The 16,575-nt window shown below is 63.1% G+C and carries 16 protein-coding genes; 5 read left to right on the top strand and 11 right to left on the bottom strand.

The genetic code is table 11. The annotated features are described in order from the left end of the window. The first annotated feature begins 308 nt into the window (after positions 1-308). Complete coding sequence (locus AC0L3K_RS03160) at positions 309-692, top strand: hypothetical protein (RefSeq protein ID WP_246648830.1); 384 nt, start codon at positions 309-311, stop codon at positions 690-692. A 35-nt stretch (positions 693-727) separates the two neighbouring features. Here the strand turns inward: AC0L3K_RS03160 and AC0L3K_RS03155 are convergent, their stop codons facing one another. Together AC0L3K_RS03155 and AC0L3K_RS03150 are read right to left on the bottom strand one after the other, a co-directional pair. Beyond that, on the bottom strand, positions 728-1,366 hold the full coding sequence (locus tag AC0L3K_RS03155) for an HD domain-containing protein (RefSeq protein ID WP_219682204.1): 639 nt from the start codon (positions 1,364-1,366) through the stop codon (positions 728-730). Positions 1,367-1,456: 90 nt separating this feature from the next. Next, a complete protein-coding gene (locus AC0L3K_RS03150; RefSeq protein WP_007603613.1) occupies positions 1,457-1,921 on the bottom strand; it encodes a carboxymuconolactone decarboxylase family protein in 465 nt (154 codons plus the stop codon). A gap of 125 nt (positions 1,922-2,046) precedes the next feature. Between AC0L3K_RS03150 and pdxR the strand changes: the two genes are divergently transcribed. After that, entirely contained in the window at positions 2,047-3,465 is a 1,419-nt protein-coding gene (gene pdxR, locus AC0L3K_RS03145) for a MocR-like pyridoxine biosynthesis transcription factor PdxR (RefSeq protein WP_219682257.1), read from the top strand. A gap of 27 nt (positions 3,466-3,492) precedes the next feature. On the opposite strand, the gene AC0L3K_RS03140 is transcribed toward pdxR, so the two are convergent. After that, complete coding sequence (locus AC0L3K_RS03140) at positions 3,493-4,266, bottom strand: helix-turn-helix transcriptional regulator (protein ID WP_219682205.1); 774 nt, start codon at positions 4,264-4,266, stop codon at positions 3,493-3,495. A 107-nt stretch (positions 4,267-4,373) separates the two neighbouring features. On the opposite strand from AC0L3K_RS03140, the gene AC0L3K_RS03135 reads away from it, so the two are divergent. Continuing rightward, complete coding sequence (locus AC0L3K_RS03135; protein WP_219682206.1) at positions 4,374-5,453, top strand: zinc-binding dehydrogenase; 1,080 nt, start codon at positions 4,374-4,376, stop codon at positions 5,451-5,453. 78 nt (positions 5,454-5,531) lie between these two features. Here AC0L3K_RS03135 and AC0L3K_RS03130 read toward each other — a convergent pair whose 3' ends face one another. From AC0L3K_RS03130 to AC0L3K_RS03095, 8 genes are all read right to left on the bottom strand, one after another. Next, entirely contained in the window at positions 5,532-6,233 is a 702-nt protein-coding gene (locus AC0L3K_RS03130) for an ABC transporter ATP-binding protein (protein ID WP_007603608.1), read from the bottom strand. A 7-nt stretch (positions 6,234-6,240) separates the two neighbouring features. Then, on the bottom strand, positions 6,241-7,521 hold the full coding sequence (locus AC0L3K_RS03125) for a lipoprotein-releasing ABC transporter permease subunit (protein WP_007603606.1): 1,281 nt from the start codon (positions 7,519-7,521) through the stop codon (positions 6,241-6,243). Between the two features lie 90 nt (positions 7,522-7,611). Continuing rightward, on the bottom strand, positions 7,612-8,931 hold the full coding sequence (gene proS / locus AC0L3K_RS03120) for a proline--tRNA ligase (RefSeq protein ID WP_007603605.1): 1,320 nt from the start codon (positions 8,929-8,931) through the stop codon (positions 7,612-7,614). 153 nt (positions 8,932-9,084) lie between these two features. After that, the gene (locus AC0L3K_RS03115) at positions 9,085-10,647 is read right to left on the bottom strand and encodes a copper resistance CopC/CopD family protein (RefSeq protein WP_007603604.1); all 1,563 of its coding nucleotides are present in this window, start codon (positions 10,645-10,647) and stop codon (positions 9,085-9,087) included. Further along, entirely contained in the window at positions 10,647-11,165 is a 519-nt protein-coding gene (locus tag AC0L3K_RS03110; RefSeq protein WP_007603602.1) for a YcnI family copper-binding membrane protein, read from the bottom strand. The genes AC0L3K_RS03115 and AC0L3K_RS03110 overlap by 1 nt, the downstream gene beginning before the upstream one ends. A 32-nt stretch (positions 11,166-11,197) precedes the next feature. Continuing rightward, complete coding sequence (locus tag AC0L3K_RS03105) at positions 11,198-11,716, bottom strand: copper chaperone PCu(A)C (protein WP_035995788.1); 519 nt, start codon at positions 11,714-11,716, stop codon at positions 11,198-11,200. Between the two features lie 140 nt (positions 11,717-11,856). Then, positions 11,857-14,064, bottom strand: a complete 2,208-nt coding sequence (locus tag AC0L3K_RS03100) for a TonB-dependent receptor family protein (RefSeq protein WP_007603599.1) — start codon at positions 14,062-14,064, stop codon at positions 11,857-11,859. 84 nt (positions 14,065-14,148) lie between these two features. Further along, positions 14,149-14,523, bottom strand: a complete 375-nt coding sequence (locus AC0L3K_RS03095; RefSeq protein ID WP_245286061.1) for a DUF2946 family protein — start codon at positions 14,521-14,523, stop codon at positions 14,149-14,151. Between the two features lie 477 nt (positions 14,524-15,000). Between AC0L3K_RS03095 and AC0L3K_RS03090 the strand changes: the two genes are divergently transcribed. Beyond that, positions 15,001-15,405, top strand: a complete 405-nt coding sequence (locus AC0L3K_RS03090) for a globin (protein WP_007603597.1) — start codon at positions 15,001-15,003, stop codon at positions 15,403-15,405. A 141-nt stretch (positions 15,406-15,546) separates the two neighbouring features. After that, complete coding sequence (locus tag AC0L3K_RS03085; RefSeq protein ID WP_007603596.1) at positions 15,547-16,569, top strand: sugar ABC transporter substrate-binding protein; 1,023 nt, start codon at positions 15,547-15,549, stop codon at positions 16,567-16,569. Positions 16,570-16,575 lie beyond the last annotated feature (6 nt).

Raw genomic sequence — 16,575 nt, 5'->3', positions numbered from 1 at the left:
TGCTGTTCGCTTCGACCACAGGTAGCTCGCCTGACTTTCTGAGTGATGCAGCCGGGTCGCGCAAATTGTCTGCGCGATAACCGCATGATGGCATTTAGGTTCCCGTCGTCACCGTCCCCTGGGAGGCTGCCGTTCTGCCTGCTCCCACTTGGTCGCCAGATTACCAATCCAGACGTGGCGGACGGACCCTGGAAACTGGAAAACGAAGCGCGCCCCTTCGTCCGCAAGATCGCGATGCTGAAGAAGGAGAACGGCGCTTCGTTCCGGCCTATGGAGAATGGCGTCTGTCTTGCGAAAGCAGAAAGCGCGTGCCGCTGACATTCGCGGGCGAGATCGACGAGACGGCCGTCGGCAAGAGCACCATCCTGGTGACGGCGGACGCCGCTCCGGACAAGACGGCCGGAGGGTCTGCATTGCGGGCCGGAAAATATGAGGTCTGGCGCGGCAGCATCGATCCCGAGATGGTCAAGGCGATACTGGCGTCCCGCTCCCTGCATGTCCGCGAAACCATGCTGCTACCCGACGACAAGGCGGACATCACGAAATTCGACATCGACCTGACGGGCCTGACGTCAGTGTGGCCGCAGCTTGCGACGTCATGCGCGGTGACGACGCCGGCTCCCAAGAGCCCGTGGCCGGCTATTCAGCAGCCGAACGCCAGCGTAACGCCCCCGGCCGCACCGTCGCCATGAGTCAACGTAGCGAAACTCGAACATCGCGCCGAAGGTCAGCTCTGCCAGGGAGTGTTGCGGATGCGAGTGCATGCGTTCGGCTTGTGAAATGTGGGGTCGTGATCTTCGATGTAATCGAAATTAACAGTCCCGAACGTGGTCTGCGGCTTCTTCAAGGCTGAGCAGGTTTGTATCTGAAGGAACTCGTTCTTGAAGTCACCGCGCGGAAATGCGGTGGTCACCTGGTCGCGCTGCTCCGGCGTGTACTCATCATAGCCAATCCCCACGACGTCGACCAAAACGCCCGCATTCGTGAGAGCGATTTCCGGCCGCATGTATTGTGGAATTCCAGGCGTCGTATGTAACGCGATCGCCTCCCAAACCAGATCGGCCTTTGGCTCGTCAATGCCGTGTCCCCTCAGAAATTCGCGGGCGGCATCGGCGCCATCAACTTCAAATCGGATGGTCTGTGTATGGTAATGGTCAACAAGCCCGAGATCGTGGAACAGCGCCGCGATGTAGAGCAGCTCGGAATCGAATTTTAGATTTTTCCGATGTCCCTTGATCGCGCCGAACACAAAGACGCGGACCGAGTGGTTGAACAACATGTCGTTTTCGTACTGGCGCACCAGCTCGGCGGCCTCCCGTGCGATCTTACTGTCGGGAATCTTCACGCCGGAAATTGCGATGGTCATATCAAGCTCCTGCCTTGAATCGCCGATTTCTCAGGACATGCCGTCGCAGTCGAAGGCATGTCTGTACCCTCTTGCCGTCTGGCACCGCGGTCAGGCTGCCATCTCCTCCTTCGCGGCCTGTGGCGTATTTCGGAAGCTGATTGCCATGCGATTGTACGCGTTCATCAGGCCGATCGCGATGGTGAGATCGACGAGCTCGCGCTCCTGGAAGACGGCGCGGGCAGCCTCGTAAGCTTGATCCGGGATGCCGGTTTCAGCCACAAGGGTCACCGTTTCAGCCCATGCGAGGGCGGCACGCTCCCGCTCGTCGAAGAGATGACCGCCTTCCGCCCAGGTCTGCACCAGCGCGATCTTTTCGATCTTCTGTCCGCTCTTCAGCAGATCGCGCGTGTGCATGTCGAGGCAGTAGGCGCAGCCGTTGATCTGCGAAATGCGCAGATAGACCAGAGTGACGAGCGTGGCAGGAAGATTGCTCTGCATGACATAGCCGTAGACGCCGCCGAGCGCTTTCATCCCTGCGGGTGCAATGCGGTCGTAATCGAGACGCTTGGCCATTTTCATACTCCATGATCGGTTCTGTTCGGCGGCGGTCGCCGGACACGTTCCTTGTCTGATAAATGTCCTCGCACTGGTCTACAAAAAAGTACCAAGAATGGACAAAAATCGTGTACCACGGAGGCATGGTCAAACCGCTGCGGCTGGAGCTCGATCGATCTGCGAAGACGCCATTGGCGGAACAAATCCGCAGAGGTATCGGAGCTGCCATCGAGAGCGGCGTGCTCGCGCCGGGAGCTCGTCTGCCGTCCTGGCAGGATTTGGCGGCTCAGCTGGGTGTCGCGCGCGGCACCGTGCGTTCGGCTTACGAAAAACTCTCATCCGCGCAACTGATTGTCGCGTCGCGCGCAACCGGAACGCACGTCGCGGATCGGCCCGCCTTTACCCCTCGGCAGGAAGCAGCTCCCCACCCCGGCTCGTTCATGGAGATGTACCAGGAGCTCACTGCGGGACCGGCCGTTTTCCAGATGGGTGTGCCCGCTCACGAGACCTTTCCCGCCAAGCTGTTCGCGAGGATGCGCACGCGGGCGGTGCGCGCGGAGACGAGCGCACCGGCTATCTACCGGGATCCCCGCGGCGAGCTGGAATTGAGGCGCGACATCGCTGCGTATCTGGCGCTGGCGAGGGGGATCGAATGTGCACCGTCGCAGATCATCATCACCGGCGGCTTCAGCAGCGGGCTCGGACTGGCACTCCGGGTTCTCTGCCTCGAGCAGAAAAAGGTCTGGATGGAGGACCCGGGCTTCCCCTTCACACGGCACGGGCTTGAGCTTGCAAGGTTGTCGATCACGCCGATTCCGGTTGACGCGGACGGCATCGACGTCGGTTACGGCCTGAAACACGCACCTGATGCTGCATTGGTCGTCGTGACCCCGGGACAGCAGGCACCGCTTGGCTCCACATTGTCGCTGGCCAGACGTTCACGCCTTCTCGACTGGGCCGCCCATGAGCGGGTGTGGGTGATCGAGGACGACTATCTGAGCGAGCTTCAGCTGAGGGGCCGGGCCACACCGGCGCTCGCCTCTCTCGATCGTTTCGGGCGCGTCATTCACATCGGGTCTTTCAGCAAGACCCTGACTCCTGCCTTGCGGCTGGGCTTCGTCGTTGCACCCGCCTCACTGGCTTCCCGTTTTGCCGAGGTTGCGGCATGCCTCGCTCCGGCGCCCGGGCCCTCCGTACAGATCGCAACCGCCGAATTCATTCGCGACGGCCACTATCTACGGCATCTTCGACGCACGAAGCGGGCCTATGCCGCGCAAGGCGATGCGCTGCTGAAATATTTGAAAGCAGGCTCCAAGGGCGTTGCCAAGGACGTTGCGATCGCCGGATTGGCCGCGGTCCTGAGACTGCCGGACGGAACCTCCGACGTCGCGATCGCGCGGGAAGCGGCATCGTTTGGATTGGCGCCCACGCCGCTGTCGCTATGGCATGCGTCTGCGGCCTCGGCGCGATCCGGCCTGTTGCTGGGCGTCGCCACATCGCCCCACAAGAGGATCGAGGCATCCTGCGATCGGCTGCTTCAGATCATTGACCGTCATACGTGACGAACTCGGGCCCTGTGCTTCCGCAATCTAAACCGGCGTGTAGATCACGAGCTTTAGCGCCGGATCGTCATTGGCCTGAAAGCTGGTGTGCTCGAACCGGAGCACGCCCTTGGTTGGATGGTTCATGGTCTTGAGGCCCGCGGCGGTGCTGCGGATCTCGTGCGCTTCCCACCATTTGACGAATTCCGGACTGCCCTGGCGCAGCCGCGTCAGCAATTCCGCAAAGGCGGGATCGCCGGCCCAGACGTCGTGAGTGGCGCGAAACATCGCGACCATGCTCTTGGCGACATCGGCCCAGCCGGCACCGTAGAATTTTCGCGCCTGCTTGTTCGTCATCACCAGCAGCAGCGTGTTGCGGTCCTGCTCGGGCAATTGTCCGAACCCGAAGATCTCCTCGGCCGCCGCGTTCCAGGCCAGCACGTCCCAGCGCCGCCCCGTGACATAGGCCGGCTGCGCCAGGCTCTCGATCATCCGTCGAACGGGCGGCGGCACGACCTCGCGCGTGAACGCGCGCCTATCGCCGTCGCGCGCAAGTGCCTTGAGATGGGCATGCTCGGTCTTGCTGAGGCGTAACGCGCGCGCCAGCGCGTCGACGGTGGTGACCGACGGGCTGACGGTGCGGCCCTGTTCGAGCCGGATGTACCAGTCGACGCCGATGCCGGCGAGCTGCGCGACCTCCTCGCGGCGCAGGCCCGCGGTGCGGCGTCGCCGGCCCGCGGGAAGTCCGACCATCTTCGGCGACAGCTTCTCGCGGCGGGACCTGAGGAAGTCGCCGAATTCGACGCGGCGTGGGTCGGCCATGGTGACGTGCCTCGATGGAGGGCCTGGGGAATACTAGGATAATACCAGGCCTTCCCGACCCTGGAAAGGCGGCGCATATGGGCTTCACTCCACTTTGAGGTGAGATCATGAAGGCTGCCGTATTGAAATCGTTTGGATCGCCGCTTGCGATTGAGGAAGCCGCGGACCCTGTGCTCGGCACGGGCGAGGTCATCGTGGACGTCGTCGCAACGCGGGTGCTGTCCTACATGAACGAGGTCTTCAGCGGGGCGCGCAACTATGCGCTCGACCTGCCGATCATCCCGGGGCCTGGCGGCATCGGCCGGGTCCGCGCCATCGGCCCGGACGCGACGAAGCTCAGCGTTGGCGACTGGGTGTTCTGCGACCCGACGGTGCGCTCACGCGACGACGCCGCAGCGCCCGACATTGCCCTGCAAGGACTCACCGCCCCCGGTGCCGGCGCCATGCGCCTGCAACAGCATTTCCGCCACGGCTCGTTCGCCGAGCAGATGCGGGTGCCGACGGAGAACGTGAAACGGCTCGGCCAAATCACGTCCGACGAAGCCACGCGATGGTGCGCGCTGGGGACGCTGCTGGTGCCCTATGGCGGTTTCCTTGCCGCCAATCTTCAGGCGGGCGAGACCGTGCTGGTGAGCGGGGCCACCGGCAATTTCGGCAGCGCGGCCGTCTCGGTCGCGCTTGCGATGGGCGCGGCCTGCGTGGTCGCGCCCGGCCGCAACGACAAGATCTTGGCCGACCTCGTCCGCCGCTTCGGCGACCGCGTCAAGCCGGTCAGGCTCTCCGGCAATGAGGACGACGACCGCGAGCGCATGAAGCGCGCGGCACGAGGGCCGATCGACTGCGTGCTCGACATCATGCCGCCCTCGGTGAGCACGAATGTGGTGCGCGCGGCGATCATGACGGTGCGTCCTTACGGCCGTGTCGTGCTGATGGGCGGTGTCGGCATGGCCGGCGGCGCCGGCCTCGAGCTGCCCTACCCCTGGATCATGCGCAATTGCATCAGCATCCACGGCGTCTGGATGTACCCGCCGGATGCGTCAGGCCGCCTGATCGCGCTGGTGCGCGCGGGACTGCTGAGGCTGGAGGAGTACGAGGCCACCGCCTTCGACCTCGACCACGCCAATGAGGCGGTAGCCCATGCCGCCGCCAATGGCGGACCGTTCAAACTGACGGTGATCCGGCCTTGAACGCCCCGGGGAGCGCCATTTTTTTAGTCAGTCCGGCCAAGCACTTGGCTACTGTGCATGGGGTTGTTTTCGCGGTTTTTACTCGAGCTCGACCACCTGGCCGTTCGACAGCGACACGCGGCGGTCCATGCGGCCGGCGAGCTCCATGTTGTGGGTCGCGATCAGCATGGAGACCTTGGTCGCCTTGACGAGCTGCATCAGGGCCTGGAAGACGTGGTCCGCGGTGTGCGGATCGAGATTGCCGGTCGGCTCGTCCGCGAACAGCACCCGCGGAGCATTGGCCACGGCGCGCGCGATCGCAACGCGCTGCTGCTCACCGCCCGACAGCTCAGACGGACGGTGCGTGATGCGCTCGCCGAGGCCGAGATAGCCCAGGATTTCCTTGGCGCGCTTGACGCTCTCGGACTTCTTGAGGCCGCGGATCATCTGCGGCATCATCACATTTTCGAGCGCCGAGAACTCCGGCAGCAGCCGGTGCGACTGGTAGACGAAGCCGATGTCGGTACGGCGAAGCTGGGTGCGCTCGATGTCGGGCAGTTGCGAGGTCGGCGCGCCATTGACGTAGACCTCGCCGGAATCAGGCGCTTCCAACAGTCCCGCAATGTGCAGCAGCGTCGACTTGCCCGAGCCGGACGGCGCCACCAGCGCGACGGACTGGCCCGCCCACAGCGCGAGCTTGGCGCCGTCGAGGATCGTCAGCGGCACCTCGCCCTGCAAGTACTGTCGCTTTATCTCGTGGAGATAAATGACCGGTACATCTTCCGCCCCCTGGCTCTCCATCAGCCCCTCACTCGTACCGCAGCGCTTCGACGGGATCGAGGCGCGCGGCGCGCCAAGACGGATACAGCGTCGCCAGGAACGATAGCGTCAGCGCCATGATGACGACGGCCGAGGTCTCGCCGATGTCGATCTCGGCGGGCAGCTTCGACAGGAAATACAGCTCTGGCGAAAATAGCTCGGTGCTGGTCAGCCAGGACAGGAATTGCCTGATCGATTCGATGTTCAGGCAGATCACCAGCCCGACGATGAAGCCGACCATCGTACCGACCACGCCGATCGAGGCGCCCGTGATCAGGAAGATGCGCATGATCGAGCCTTGCGAAGCCCCCATCGTGCGCAGGATCGCGATGTCGCTGCCCTTGTCCTTCACCAGCATGATCAGGCCGGAGACGATGTTGAGCGCCGCGACTAGCACGATCATGGTGAGGATCAGGAACATCACGTTGCGCTCGACCTGGAGCGCGTTGAAGAAGGTCGAGTTGCGCTGGCGCCAGTCCACCAGGAACACCGGCCGGCCCGCCGCCTCCGTCACGGCCTGGCGGAACGCGACGATCTGATCCGGATTGGTGGTGAAGACCTCGATCGAGGTGACGTCGTTGCTGCGGTTGAAATAGGCCTGCGCCTCCGCGAGCGGCATGAACACGAAGCCGAGATCATACTCGGACATTCCGATCTCGAACACCGCCGCGATCTTGTACGGTTTTATGCGCGGTGTCGTGCCCATCGGGGTGACCGCGCCCTTCGGCGCCACCAGCGTGATGCTGTCGCCGGCGTGCAGCGACAGCTGGTCGGCGAGGCGCCGGCCGATCGCGACCCCCTGCCCGTCGTCAAAGCCCTCGAGCGAACCCTGCTTGATGTTCTTGGCAATCGAGGTGAGGTTGTTGAGGTCGTCGGAGCGGATGCCGCGCACCAGCACGCCGGAGGCGTTCCACGGCGATGACGCCAGCGCCTGGCCATCCACCACGGGCGCTGCGAGCCGGATGCCCTGGACCTGGCTGAGGCGGTCGGCGACGTCCTTCCAGTCGGTCAGCGGCGACTCCAGCGGCTGGACCAGGATGTGGCCGTTGAGCCCGAGGATCTTGTCGAGCAGCTCCTTGCGGAAGCCGTTCATGACGGCCATGACGATGATCAGCGTCGCCACGCCCAGCATGATGCCGAGGAAGGAGAACCCGGCGATGACCGAGATGAATCCCTCCTTGCGGCGCGCCCGTAAGTAGCGCGCCGACAGCATCCACTCGAATGGCGCAAAAGGCGCGGTTTGAACGGTTTCGGTCATGGTCTCATCCATCGCTCGATAGTCCCATGATTCGGGGTCAAATGTGGCCGGATTGGCGGCCGCAATCTGGGGCGATGAACAATATTCAGCCGACCAGCCTTATCAGCCCACAAGTCTTGCGACCACGTCCGCAGGCGACATGGTCTCGCGGGCGCCGTCACTTCGCCGCTTGAGCTCGACCTTGCCGTCGGCGAGCCCTTTCGGCCCGATCATGATCTGCCAGGGAATGCCGATCAGGTCGGCGGCGGCGAATTTGGCTCCGGCGCGCTGGTCGGTGTCGTCGTAGAGCACGTCGACGCCCTTGGCGGACAGCTCCGCATAGAGCTTCTCGCAGGCCGCATCGACCGCCGCATCGCCCTGCTTGAGGTTGAGAATCGACACGCGGAACGGGGCAACGGCCTCCGGCCATTTGATGCCGGCATCGTCATGGCAGGCCTCGATGATGGCGCCGAGCAGGCGCGAGACGCCGACGCCGTAGGAGCCGCCATGGATCGGCACGTCGACCCCGTCGGGGCCCGCCACCAGCGCCTTCATCGCGTCGGAATATTTCGTGCCGAAATAGAAGATCTGCCCAACCTCGATCCCGCGGGTGTTCACCCGCTTGTCCGCGGGCACTTCCTGCTCGAAGCGCGCCGCGTCGTGAACGTCTTCCGTCGCCGCATAGACCGAGGTCCATTGCTTGATGATCGGCGTCAAATCGCTCTCGTAGTCGACGTCCTCGCCCGGCACCGGCAGGTCCAGCACGTCGCGATTGATGAACACGCCGGATTCGCCGGTCTCGGCGAGCACGATGAACTCGTGGCTGAGATCGCCGCCGATCGGGCCGGTCTCGGCGCGCATCGGGATCGCCTTCAGCCCCATCCGCGCGAAGGTGCGCAAATACGCCACGAACATCTTGTTGTAGGCGACGCGCGCCGCGGCCTCGTTGAGGTCGAACGAATAGGCATCCTTCATCAGGAACTCGCGGCCGCGCATCACGCCAAAGCGGGGACGCTGCTCGTCGCGGAATTTCCACTGAATATGATAGAGATTCAGCGGCAGGCTCTTGTAGGACTTCACATAGGCGCGGAAGATCTCGGTGATCATTTCCTCGTTGGTCGGCCCGTATAGCAGCTCACGCTTGTGCCGGTCGGCGATGCGCAGCATCTCGGGGCCATAGGCATCGTAGCGGCCGCTCTCGCGCCAGAGATCGGCAAGCTGAAGCGTCGGCATCAACAGTTCCAGCGCGCCGGAGCGGTCCTGCTCCTCGCGCACGATCTGCTCGATCTTCTTGAGCACGCGGAAGCCGAGCGGCAGCCAAGCGTAGATGCCGGCGGCCTCCTGCCGGATCATGCCGGCACGCAGCATCAGCCGATGCGAGACGATCTCCGCCTCTTTCGGATTTTCCTTCAGGATGGGCAGAAAGAACCGCGACAACCGCATGGCAATACTCGAGGAATCAGTGATGGCTTGCAGTGAAACCGGATTGGGAGCCAAAACACAAGACCGGGAATGAGGAAAACCCGCTAACACAGCGGAATTCCTGTCATTTTTCCGTCGACTTCAGGTTCGACGTGATGCGCCGAAGAGCCCGATTCAGGGCGCCGCCACCTCGAGCTCGTCCTCCAGCGTGATCTTCTCGAAATCGCTCAAGAGCGCGTCGATCCGCACATGCCAGCGGCCGGCAAAGGGCAGCTCGACCTTGCGCACGTGCCAGTAGCGGTCCGGCCCGCGCGAGGCGTCCCGCTCCATCGGCTCGATGCCGCGTTCGGGCAGGCTCAGCGTCAGCGTCACCTCCTTGGCCTCAAGCACCGCCCCCTCGCCGGTCATGAGCTGCAGCACGAAATCGTCGATACCCGCCTTACCCGGCGAGACCAGGACCTGGAACATCGCCCTGTCGGTGTGGATGTGGATCGCCAGCGGCGTCTCTGGAATGATCGTCCGCGGCGGCGGCGTGAAGCGCCAGCCGGCCACGACGGCGAAGATGCCGAGCGCGATGGCGCATTCGAGCACGATCGAGCGCTTCAGGCTCTGCGCGGCCTTGTGATCCCCCGCCAGAGCCGGAGTCAGGCGAAAGCGGTTGAGCGCGGCAAGCGCCAGCAGCACGAGCACCAGCGCCAGCTTGATCGAGAGGATGAGTCCATACCGAGTCTCGACCAATGCGGACGGCTTCTCAAGCTGGACGATGGCGAGCGCGAGGCCGGTCAATGCCAGAACGCCAACGGCCAGCGCGGCGATGCGGGAGAAGCGGTTCACGACAGGCAATGCCGCGGCCGATGTCTTTGACAACAGGGCGACCAGCGGCGCGAGGGCCCCAATCCAAAAGGCCACACCGAGACCATGGAGAAAGATTGTCGGGCGGGTCAACAGTTCGGGCGGTGCCGTAGCGGCGTGCCCGGTCATGGCCAGCGACAAGCCGACGCCGACGAAGGCAATGATCGCCAGAGCGCGCGCGCACCACGCGTGGCCTAGCGCCAGCAGCGCGAACAGCATTGCAGCGATGGCCACGAGCAAGGCTGGGCCCGCGCTGGTCCCGGATGCGACTTTCCAGGGAGCCATCGTCGCGAGAGCGGACAGCGGTAGGCCGAGGAGATCCAGCCCCAACACGCCAATGGACACCACCGCGCTCGTGAGGCCGATGGCGAGCGCCACGCGCGGAACGGTCATGCCGGTCATCGACCACGCAACCCAGCGAGCAAAGAACACGCCGCCGACGCCGACGAACAGGCCAAGATTGAGACCGACCCGCGCCAGCCAGATCAGCACGTTCAATCCGCCATCGGCGTTTGCGGGAGGTTGCGTCCCCGTCGGCGTGCCGATCGAGAAGATCGCCGATCCCGCGACGGGATGGCCGTCCTGCGAAATGACGCGATAGCTGACGACGGCCGTGCCCTGCGGCAGGTCCGCCGGCATCACGACCGAGATGGTCTCGCCCGATGCGTTGACGCGCACATCATCCCGCGCCCTGCCCGCGCCGTCGATCAGCCGGATCGCGCCCGGCGTCACTGTCTCATTGAAGCGCAACTCCACCGCCTTTGGCGCGCTCGCGAGCATGCTGCCGCTCGCCGGCTCGACCGCGACCAGCGCCGCGTGCGCCGAGACGCCGGTTGCGAAGCCGACGACGAGGAGCAGCGTCGCGAGCGCGGCGAGCAGGCGCATCAGGGTTTTGGCAGGAGTTTTACGCCCGGCGCCGGTGACTTGCCCTCGTGCGAATGCCCGGCCCCCTCCGCGGGGATCTCGATCCAGCGGCTGACGCCGGTCTCGCATTCCTGGATTACGGGAAAGTACAGGATTGTGTTCGGTTTGAGCGTGTCGGTCAGGGCCGTGTGCATGACGAACTCGTCATAGTTCTTGTCCGGCAGCTTGCCGCCGGACCAAGTCACCTCCTTGACGCCGGAGGAGAGCCTGTTGCCGTGATAATCGTATTCGCCGGCGTATTTGCCCTCGACCACGTCAACACTCCAGCCCGCCTTCGGCATCGGTTTCACCGCGATCACGCCTTCCGGGATCTGCACCCGGATTTTCACCGTGGGCGAGCCCGCGCAGCCGTGCGGGACGGCGAAGACGGCCTTGTAGGAAGCACCGACCGTGGCCTGCTTGCCTTCGAGGAAGACGTGCGCGGTCGCTGGCGTTGCCGCAAAGACGCTCAGAAAGATCAGCCAGGTTCGCTTCGACATATTGGGTCTCCCGAAGGTCCAGATCATGCTCGTCACATCTTCATTCCCGAATGATCCGGCATTTTCTTCATCATGTGCCCGCCCTCGCCCGGCGCCTGGGCGCCGACGCCCTGTACGTCGAGGGAGACGGCGACCTTGCCGGCCTTCTCGAACTGAAGCGTCACCGGCACCTTGTCGCCCTGCTTGAAGGGGCCCTTCAGCTCCTGCAGCATCAGGTGGTAGCCGCCGGGGGCGAACTTCACCGTCTTGCCGGGATCGATCACGAGACCCTTGTCGAGCAGACGCATCTTCATCACGCCATTGTCCATCGCCATCTCGTGGACCTCAGCCTTCCCCGCGATCTCGGCGGAGACGCCGACCAGCTTGTCGGCCACTGTGCCCTTGTTCTCGATGGTGAGATAGCCGCCGGCGACCTTAGCGCCGCCCGGTGTCGCCCGGCTCCACGCCTGCGAGATGACGAGATCGCCCGCCTTGACGTCGTCGGCCCGCGCGACGGCACAGCCGGTCAGCAACAGTGAAATTGCAAGGAGAGTTCGTCCGATAGTCTTCATGTTGATTGCCTCTTTCACGATTGATCGGGCCGAGAATGGCCCTGCATTCTTCCGCGACACCCTTCCGCTGCCTTCAGCATCGGCATTCGGAACGCCGGCCTGCCGCGGAGCCGAACATAGACCCAAGTGCCATTTGCCCGTCACCATCGATATCTCATTCCAGCGTACACTGCTCTTCCCGTACCCGGCTCAAACAATGCTGACGTCGCCGTCGCTCGATCGATGATGCTCGCGCTGGCTATGTAGGTCTTGTTGGTGAGATTGCGCCCCTCGATGTAGGCAGACATCGGGCCGCCATTGTCGAACCCGGCTTTCAATCCCAACAAGGCGTAAGGCTCTGTCGTCAGCGTGTTCATGCTGTCCACAAAGTAGGCCTGTGGCACCCATTCGACGTTGGGTCCAACATAGAAACCGGTAGGGTGCTTGTAGAGAAGCTCCGCGCGCAAATAGTGACTTGGGGCTCCCGGCAATCGATTGTTTCCGAAAGTGGGATCTTTGTCGAAGCGGAAGTCGTTGAAGGAATAAGCGACATTCAGCCAGATTTTGTCCGGCGCCGGGCCGTTGACGAAGATGTCACGAAAGATTGCTGCGCCCGCGCCGGCCTCGATGCCTTGATGGATGGTGTGGTCGGCATTGGTCACATTGCAGTTGCCAAAAGCACTATAGAGGCATTGCAGTTCGTCGCGAATGTTGGCCCGGTACGCCGTCAGTTCCCAGGCGTAATCAGGCCGCTTCATGCGAGACCCGATTTCGTACGTGGTCGCAATCTGCGGGCGGATGCTGGTGAACGGAATCGTCGGAATGCCAGGACCAATCGCGCTTTCGCCGAAGCTCGGCACCTCGGCGCTCCGCGAGACATTGGCGAAGGCCTGCCAGGCGGGATCGATTTGCCACAACAGACCGCCTTTCGGCGACCAGACATTAAAGCGCGTTGCCCCCGATTGATCCCCGTCGCTGAGGAAACGATCCTGCCGATTGCGGGTCGCGTACAGAAATTGCGTGCCGCCGATCACCGCAAGATTTGGAATGACGTAGAAGCTGTCTTCGACATAGGCGGAGGTATTCTCCGACCGATCGATCGAGGAAGAAAGCAGTGCACCCTTCTGCCCGCCAATGTTGGCGAACTGCTGGTTGTCGATGCTGCCGTTCAGCACATAGACGCCCGCGACCAACCTGTTGCGGAAGCCGCCAATGGTGCGGTCATCCGTGATCTTCGCGAATCCTCCATAGTCCTTGTAACGGTAGTCCAGCCACTGGAAAATCGGATGCATCAAATGGCGATCGACACCAAAGGCGCCGAATTCGACTTTGGTGTCATCGAAACGAACGGTGGTTTTGTTGGCGAGCCTGACAGTATCGATATTGCGCTGCTGATCCATCGCAACATTCGCGGGTGCAGCAGCTTCCGGATCGGTCAAAGCGGATGTCTTGGTCACGGTACCCGGGATTCGCTGCCGGACTTCGTTGGCATTGAGGTAGAACCGGGTCTCGACATCCGGTGAGAACTGATACCCAATATTGCCGCTCAAACGGTTGCTCGAGCCAAAACTGTGATCGCGAAAACCGTCCGCGGCCTGCGCGGAAGCGGTCACGAAACCGTCCCACCGCCCGTTGACGCCTCCTGCGTTCGCCTGAAGGCGTTTGTAGCCGAATCCTCCGACATCGAAGGACACACCATTCGGAAACGAGTCGCGGCCGGTCGGAGTCACGAAGTTGATCGCGCCTCCGAGCGAATTGGCGCCAAACTGAAGCGCGTTGCCGCCCTTGAAGACTTCGACATATTTGTAGGCGCTCGGATCGATCTCCTGGAAATCGCCATAACCATCCGCGGTGTTGATCGGAATGCCGTCCATATAGAGCTGCACGCCGCGCAGATGAAAATTGCGCGACAGGCCGGACCCGCGAATCGAAAGGCGGGTGTCGTCGCCCCATTTGGGCTGGGCGTACACGCCGGGCACGTAATCCAGAACATCCTTGATCGTGTTGGACGGCGTCGAGTTCCTGTACGCATCGGCCGAGACGAGCGCCACGCCGCCCGGAGTCTGGTTAATCTCCGCCAGCGCTTGTTGCGCAGTCAGAACCGTCAGGGCACCCGGAGCCCCTGCACTCTGTTCGCTCGCGGTTTGCTGCGGCGATGGGGTCGTTCGCAGGCTTCGCGTGACGCGGGCCGATCGCGCAGAATTGCGTGGCGATCGGACGGCCGACGCACGCTTCTGCTGAGGCGCCTCAACTGTGATAGGCGGCAGCACTGCGCTGCTGCTTTGGGCAAAGGCTCCGTTCGATGATGCAAGCAGCGCGGCCTGAATGGCAACGACGCTCACACCACGGCGGGCATGACAACGTAACATGGGGCATTCCTGACGCCGGGCTTTCTCTCCGGCCTTTCGACAGCATTAATCGCCTACGGCGGACCGCGGCGATCACGAGAGTCGTCAGGAAAATTGAGGCGGTGCGCGCGCCTGCGCGTTTGTGCCTTTATGGGCCGCCCCGGCGGATGCCTCCGCCGCGTGCCACACCACGCGTTCGGCATGGCGGAAGGGAACGGAGAGCGCGGCATGCGGCGGCGAATCGAGCGACGCGCCCACCTGCGCCAGGCAACAGAGGGCACACGCACCGGCATGTGCGACCGGCGTACCCGCTGGGTCGTTCAGGCCGCCCTGCTCGCTCGCGCTGTGGCAGATGACGGCGGCGGACAACGGATCGGCCACGGCTTGGCCGGCCGCCAGACAGGCGGCAATCGGCGCCAGCACCTGCATCACCAGGGCGAGCAGGACCAGAGGTAGGAATTTTTGCAGCCGTGCGCGCATCCGCCGAACCATTCGTTCGTCTACTAACTAAACACCGCGCTATGGCCGAGTCGAGCCCGGTTCCGCCGCCTTCTTAATCCAGCGCAAACTTCCCGGAAAACCGTGGTCCGACCGCCCACAGGAGGGAACCTCCGGCATTTGAGGCAGTCGAGCCGATGGCCCATCCACAGATTTCTTATGTTTGTCATATGCTTACCCGGCCGGCAGCCCGATCATTTCGTCAATTGCTCGAATTTTGAACATTCGTTGCCGAAAATGATGACAAGTGAGAAAAGTTGATCTAGCATCCCCTTGCTCAGGCTGGCCGCGAGGTCGAAGTCTGGTGGTCCAAGTCTCGGGAGGAGCCCCTGACGCGCAAAATGCAGCGTCGCCCCGCCAATCAAGATCAAATCTTAGAATCGGGGATAATAGGGTCGACACAATTTTCGAGCGGGGCTAGGGCCCCGCTCTTTTTTTGTCTGAATGGCCACAGCGCCGATGAACCTGTCTCCCAATCCGATCGAACAGAGCTTTGAACTTGCAGCCTCGCGCTGCATCGACCTCACGCCACTCGTCTATCGACGGCTGTTCGAACAGCATCCCGAAACGCGGGCGATGTTCCGCAAACAAGGCAGCGAACTCGTGATGGGCTCGATGCTGGCACTCACGATCGAGGCGATTCTCGACTTCGCCGGTGATCGCCGTGGGCAATTCCGGCTGATCGCATGCGAGGTCGTGTCGCACGATGGCTACGGCACGCCGCGCGAGCTGTTCACTGCCTTCTTCGCCGTCGTCAGGGACACGCTGCGCGATCTTCTCGGCGATGAATGGTCGTCGGACATCGCGCAGGCCTGGGACCGACTGCTCATCGAGATCGACGCGTTCGCCGGCGCCCCGGCCTGACGATTTGCGCTGCACCAACGCGTCTCGCGGCGATCCCGCCGTTGATTGCGGATTGAGTGGCGCCAACTCTTGTGAGACACTTTCGGACATCGGTCGCGCAATCAATGACGCGTCGAAAATAGAATTGTATGGGAGCGAGCGATGTCCGGGACGAAAGATTTCTCGACGACGAGGCGCGATCTTCTTCAGGCGGCAGCAATCGCCGGCGCCGCGACTGCCATCCTCGGCAGCATGGGCATAAACCCCGCCCTTGCAGCCGAAGTCGGACGCAGCGAGAAGCCGCTGAAAGCGGCGTTCTCCAACGCAGGCCTCCAGGCGACCTGGTGCGCGCAGGGCAAGCAGGCGGCGGAATTCTGGGGCAAGCTGTTCAATGTCGAAGTCACCTGGTTCGACGGCCAGCTCGATGCCGTGAAGCAGCGCGCGGCGATCGACAACATGGCGTCGCAGAAATGGGACTTCGTCGCGATCCAGGCTTTTGGCATCGGCACCCTCACCCAGCCGGTGCAGAAGATGATCGACGCCGGCACGCCCGTGATCGACATGGACACGCTGATTGCGCCGCTGGACCAGATCAATGTCCACTCCTTCCTCGCCCCTGACAACGAGTTCATGGGCGCCTCGGTGACGCAGGCGCTCTGCAACGCCATGGGCGGCAAGGGCAAGATCATCATGACGCAAGGAGCCCTCGGCCACACCGGCGCGCAGGGCCGCGCCAAGGGCTTCAACAACGTCGTGAAGCAATTCCCCGGCATTGAGGTGCTGGACACGCAGCCGGCCGACTGGGATGTGTCGAAGACCGCACGTCTTTGGGAAACCTACCTGACGAAGTACCCGCAGATCGACGCGGCGTTCTTCCACAATGACGACATGGCGCTCGCCGCCGCCAACATCATGAAGGCGCGGGGCCGCACCAACATCCTGATTGGCGGCGTCGATGCGATGCCACCGGCGATCCAGGCGGTCAGCGAAGGCCGCATGTTTGCCACCGTCCGCAATCCGTCCTGCCGAATCCATGGCGGCGCGATCATCGCGGGCGTTTCCGCCGTAGTCGGCGGCGAAAAGAGCGGACAGGGCATTCCGAAGAACGTCGTTACCGACGGACCGGTCGTCACCAAGGCCAACGCCGCCGGGATGCAGTGGATGCAGGATCATTTCCTGATCTGAGTCTCC

The organism is Bradyrhizobium sp. MI1.10 (genome assembly GCF_055811035.1).
The sequence above is the reverse complement of the archived record's forward strand: the minus strand, read 5'-3'. Positions and strand labels throughout refer to the sequence as shown.

Coding starts and splice junctions, on each gene's coding strand:
- AC0L3K_RS03155 (WP_219682204.1), bottom strand. CDS start 1,366: ATGACCATCGCAATTTCCGGCGTGAAGATTCCCGACAGTAAGATCGCA.
- AC0L3K_RS03150 (WP_007603613.1), bottom strand. CDS start 1,921: ATGGCCAAGCGTCTCGATTACGACCGCATTGCACCCGCAGGGATGAAA.
- pdxR (WP_219682257.1), top strand. CDS start 2,047: ATGGTCAAACCGCTGCGGCTGGAGCTCGATCGATCTGCGAAGACGCCA.
- AC0L3K_RS03140 (WP_219682205.1), bottom strand. CDS start 4,266: ATGGCCGACCCACGCCGCGTCGAATTCGGCGACTTCCTCAGGTCCCGC.
- AC0L3K_RS03135 (WP_219682206.1), top strand. CDS start 4,374: ATGAAGGCTGCCGTATTGAAATCGTTTGGATCGCCGCTTGCGATTGAG.
- AC0L3K_RS03130 (WP_007603608.1), bottom strand. CDS start 6,233: ATGGAGAGCCAGGGGGCGGAAGATGTACCGGTCATTTATCTCCACGAG.
- AC0L3K_RS03125 (WP_007603606.1), bottom strand. CDS start 7,521: ATGGATGAGACCATGACCGAAACCGTTCAAACCGCGCCTTTTGCGCCA.
- proS (WP_007603605.1), bottom strand. CDS start 8,931: ATGCGGTTGTCGCGGTTCTTTCTGCCCATCCTGAAGGAAAATCCGAAA.
- AC0L3K_RS03115 (WP_007603604.1), bottom strand. CDS start 10,647: ATGCGCCTGCTCGCCGCGCTCGCGACGCTGCTCCTCGTCGTCGGCTTC.
- AC0L3K_RS03110 (WP_007603602.1), bottom strand. CDS start 11,165: ATGTCGAAGCGAACCTGGCTGATCTTTCTGAGCGTCTTTGCGGCAACG.
- AC0L3K_RS03105 (WP_035995788.1), bottom strand. CDS start 11,716: ATGAAGACTATCGGACGAACTCTCCTTGCAATTTCACTGTTGCTGACC.
- AC0L3K_RS03100 (WP_007603599.1), bottom strand. CDS start 14,064: ATGTTACGTTGTCATGCCCGCCGTGGTGTGAGCGTCGTTGCCATTCAG.
- AC0L3K_RS03095 (WP_245286061.1), bottom strand. CDS start 14,523: ATGCGCGCACGGCTGCAAAAATTCCTACCTCTGGTCCTGCTCGCCCTG.
- AC0L3K_RS03090 (WP_007603597.1), top strand. CDS start 15,001: ATGAACCTGTCTCCCAATCCGATCGAACAGAGCTTTGAACTTGCAGCC.
- AC0L3K_RS03085 (WP_007603596.1), top strand. CDS start 15,547: ATGTCCGGGACGAAAGATTTCTCGACGACGAGGCGCGATCTTCTTCAG.